Annotated in this window: 3 protein-coding genes and 1 pseudogene; all 4 read right to left on the bottom strand. The window is 69.7% G+C overall.

All coding sequences use genetic code 11. The annotated features are described in order from the left end of the window. Positions 1-8: 8 nt before the first annotated feature. Positions 9-806: pseudogene (locus ACWGSR_RS37570) on the bottom strand (IS5 family transposase). Between the two features lie 724 nt (positions 807-1530). Beyond that, positions 1531-1827: a hypothetical protein gene (locus ACWGSR_RS37565; protein ID WP_453573920.1), complete on the bottom strand. Its 297-nt coding sequence runs from the start codon at positions 1825-1827 to the stop codon at positions 1531-1533. 370 nt (positions 1828-2197) lie between these two features. Beyond that, entirely contained in the window at positions 2198-2548 is a 351-nt protein-coding gene (locus ACWGSR_RS37560) for a hypothetical protein (protein WP_453573917.1), read from the bottom strand. A 280-nt stretch (positions 2549-2828) separates the two neighbouring features. After that, a complete protein-coding gene (locus tag ACWGSR_RS37555) occupies positions 2829-3896 on the bottom strand; it encodes a hypothetical protein (RefSeq protein WP_453573922.1) in 1068 nt (355 codons plus the stop codon). Positions 3897-3998 lie beyond the last annotated feature (102 nt).

The following is a 3998-nucleotide window of genomic DNA, read 5'->3' as shown; positions in this document are numbered from 1 at the left end:
AGGTCGTCTCATTTGGCTAGGCGGCGGTAGCAGATCAGGGTGCGGGCGAGGGCGATGAAGGCCAGGAAGTGACTGGCCTTGCGTTCGTAGCGTCGATGGAGTCGGCGGCAGCCGGCGAGCCAGGACATGGTGCGTTCGATGGTCCAGCGGTGTCGGCCCAGCCGCTTGGACGACTCGATGCCCCTGCGGGCGATCCGGTGGGTGATCCCACCTGCGGCGTAGCCATCGCCGCGGGTGGTCGTGGTCGTAGCCCTTGTCCGCGTGCAGTTTGGCGGGGGGCCGCCGTCGCGGTCCGCGGCGGGATCGGATCGGTGGGATACCGCGGACGAGAGGCCGGAGGGCCTGACTGTCGTGGAGGTTCGCGCCGGAGATCCCGATCGAGAGGGGCGGACCCGTACGCTCCGTGATCAAGTGGATCTTCGAGCCCTTCCTGTCCCGGTCGACAGGATTCGGACCGGTCAGCTCCCCCCTTTCAGGGCCCGCATGTTCACCGAGTCGATTGCGCGGCGGGACCAGTCCAGCTCGCCCCGCCCGCCCGGTTCGTCCAGGACCGGACGGTGCAGCTCGGCCCACACCCGTGCTCTGCTCCACTCGGCGAACCGGCGGTGAGCCGTCGGTCCCGAAGGCCCGAATGACGGAGGCAGCTGCCGCCATGTGCACCCCGACGTGGCCACGAAGATGATCGCAGACAACACCTCACGGTCTCCGTACCGACGGCGACCGCCGCCCTGCGGCCGAGACGGAGCAGGTGGCACCACCCGCTCGAGCAGCTCCCACAACTCATCCGGCACAAGACGCTCAACGATCCCCACGACGCCGGACCATCGGACAGCCCAAATGAGACGAACTCTAAGAGTAGAACGCTCAGTGACCCTCTGCGGATCTTGAGCGATTGCCGGTTGCCCTCTGACAGGTGATCTTGACCGTTTGCCAGCCGATCTTCACCATCGTCGGGTTTCTACAACTTGATTGACATGCCCTCTACCTGCGAAGCGCCGGCCGACTGGGTGGCCAGGGCCGCATGGACCGTGACGTCTCCGGGCGCCATCAAGTTCGGAAGCAATCCGCCGCATACCTTGACGTGCGAGACCTGACGCCGTGCCATGGAAGGACGCACCGCGACGGGGGATGACACGATGGCGGACGAGGGACACGACGGCGCCGATGGCGGACCCGAGAGCCACAAGGAGGTTCCGCGGGACGGAACACCGTCACCCCCGCACGGAAAAGACAATTCGTTTGCCCACGTAGTGTGGATTGTCCTGGCGATCCTCGTCTTGGGGATGATCTTGAGCTCGTTTGGCGATTGCACCGGCAACTGCGTCAGCGACGTCGTGCGGTGACGAGCCCCTCCGCCGCGGCACGTGGGTCCGTCGCTGGTGCCGCCAACAGCTGACAGGTCAGACTCGCCTGTCAATCGGTCAAGATCACCTGTCAGAGGACACCGGTGACCGAGCTGATCGCCGTCGGCCGGAGGCTGCCTCACAGCTCACAGGACGCACGCCCACCAGGGGATTCGCCGGTCCCACCTCACAGATCCACGGGCCGGACGGGCCTGGTGAGTACGACGACCGGTCGGTGGCAGGCGCACTGACCACAGGTGGCGGTGCAGCCGCCGCACTCCACGCAGAAGGCCGCCGGGAAGAGCGAGGAGCAGCCACAGATCGGGTTGTGGTCCGGGTCGTCCTCGCCGGGGTAGCGGGTCGCGCCGAACGGCGGCTCCGTCCAGGCCTCGACCGTGCCGTCGGCGCGCAGGGCCTCGCAGCGGGCCCCGGTCCAGCCGGTCTCCTGCCAGTAGGCGATCTCGCGGGCCTGGTCCCCGCTCACCTGCGGCCCCCGGCGGCGTTGGCGGCGCGGTCGAGGAACGTGGTGAGTTCGCGGGCGGCGTCCGGGTCGGCGGCGGTGAGCCGGGCCGCGAAGCCGGGCTCGTCGACGCCCGCGCCGGTCTCCGGGGCGAGGCGGTGGAGCGCGGCGAGCAGGGCGGCGTGGACGCGGACCGGCTCGGGAAGGAGGCCGGCGGCCGTGCCGCGGGTGGCCGGGTCGGCGTAGTGGCCGCGGTGTGTGGCCAGGGCGTGGGCGAGCCAGGTGTCGACGTCGGTCTGGACGTACCAGCCTGCCCGCCGGTTCAGCTCGTCGCGGGCGGCCTCGTCGCCCGCGCGGGGCTCGCCTGCCGAAGGGTGCCGAGTTCGCGCAGCGCCTAGAGCTCGTCGGCGCGGGCCGCTATCCGGGCGGCCTCGCGGATCTCGGCCTCCCGGGCGTCGGCGGCCGCCGCGTCGGCGGCGAGCTCGTCCTGGACGATGGGGTCGGTGTCCGGGTCGTAGACGGTGCCCGGCGCGGCCGCGGCGAGCAGCTGGTCGAGGCGTTCCCACTCGGCGAGCTCCGCGCGGCCGCGCTCGTCGTCGGCCAGGTCCTCGAACCGGGAGTTCTGCCGCGCGTCGAACCGGGCGTCCTCAAGGGCCGCCGCGACGGCGACGGCGTCCATGCCCTTCGCCCGGCGCCGTACCACGCGCCGTCCGATCCGGGCGGGGTCGGCCGGCGCGCGGGGCACAGTGCCAAACGGGGTGAGCGGGCGTCGACGGTCCGGTGGCCACGTCCTCGTCATCTTCGGGTTCGCTTTCGTGGTGTGCGGGTCCAGGGGGCGGGCCGCCGCCAGAGCGCTTCCGTGACGGCTCGCTGAATTGAGCCGAAGCACGATAGCTGTCACCGTCGGCCTCCGCTGGCCTGCGGCATCCAGCGAGCAAAGCACGGTGGTTGTCACCGGGGCAGCCCGCTGCCTGTCACCAGCAGCGCGCGAAGCAGGTTGGGTGTCACCGGCGTGCTGGGACAGATCATTGGATCAAGTCGGTGTGCGGATGCTCGGGGGAGGTCGGGCAGACGTAGATCTGCATGTTGTCCGTGCTGCCTACTTCTACCCCCGTCGGCTGCGAGGGGTCCTGGCCCGCGTAGTGAGAGCCAGCGGCGTTGGCCTGGTCTTCCTGCGGCACCCAGCCTTCGTCGCCGTCCCACTCGAAGGAAGCGATCGTCAGCAGCGGGACCATCTGTGCCTCGCATACGACGCAGTACCGGGGGATCGGGTCGGTGCGGCCCCACGGGGGCCAGCCGCCGACCTTCCAGCCGGGTGCGTTGCCCAGATGAATGGAATAGAAGTCGCGCGGATACGCCGCGTAGGAGCTGGCCACGTCGGCGCCGCCTGCCTGCCACCTGTTCCAGTTCTCCAGCATCTCCTGCAGTACCGGGCTCAGGTCAAGGCTGTTGGGGTACTCGGTGATCGATTCTGGGGCCAGCAGGCACGGCTCCGGCACGTAGCCCGGATAGTCCGTCTCGTATGGTTCCGGTGGTGTGACGAGGACGTCGCCGACCTCCGCGGCTGACCGCCAGAACAGTGCGGTCGCCGGCTTGTAATCCGGATCGTGCTCATACGGGCACCAGAGGATCTGGAGCAGATCGGCCTGCCCGGGTGGCCGCAACAGGGGTACGTCGTGCAGGAACAGCTGAGCCACGGGCAGCATCGGGACCGGACATTCGGCCGGGCCGGGAGGGCCGGCTTCGAGCCGTTCGGCGAGCCACGCGGCATTGCGTTCCTTGAGCGCCTCCTCCTCGGGTGTGAGCGTGGGAACCGGGCCGTCAGGGCTCCACCGGGAAGACAAGATCCGGCGGAGCCGCACTTCGGTCGGCGACCGGCGGGATCCGGTGTCCACGTGCAGGTGCACGTCTTCGCAGTGCGGCCATGGCTCGCCTGCCGGCCACAGCAACGGCCCGCCGACCGAACTGTCCCTGACCGACGGCGACGCCGGACGCGGATGCAGCCGTATCGCTGGGCGCGCCAGCGGTGCGAGCTCAGGGAAGACCGCTGCCACCTCGACAGGCCGCGGCGAAGTAGTTCGTACAAAACTCATGTCGGTGATCTTGTCACCAGCTACCGACAGCAGGGGCCAGCCCACCCGGCACCCCCGGGCGGCCCAACCATACGAACGATGCGACCGAGGCCAACCACAACG

It is taken from the genome of Streptomyces sp. NPDC055632, assembly GCF_053618675.1.
Note: the sequence above shows the minus strand (reverse complement) of the source record. Positions and strands in the feature narration are given on the sequence as shown.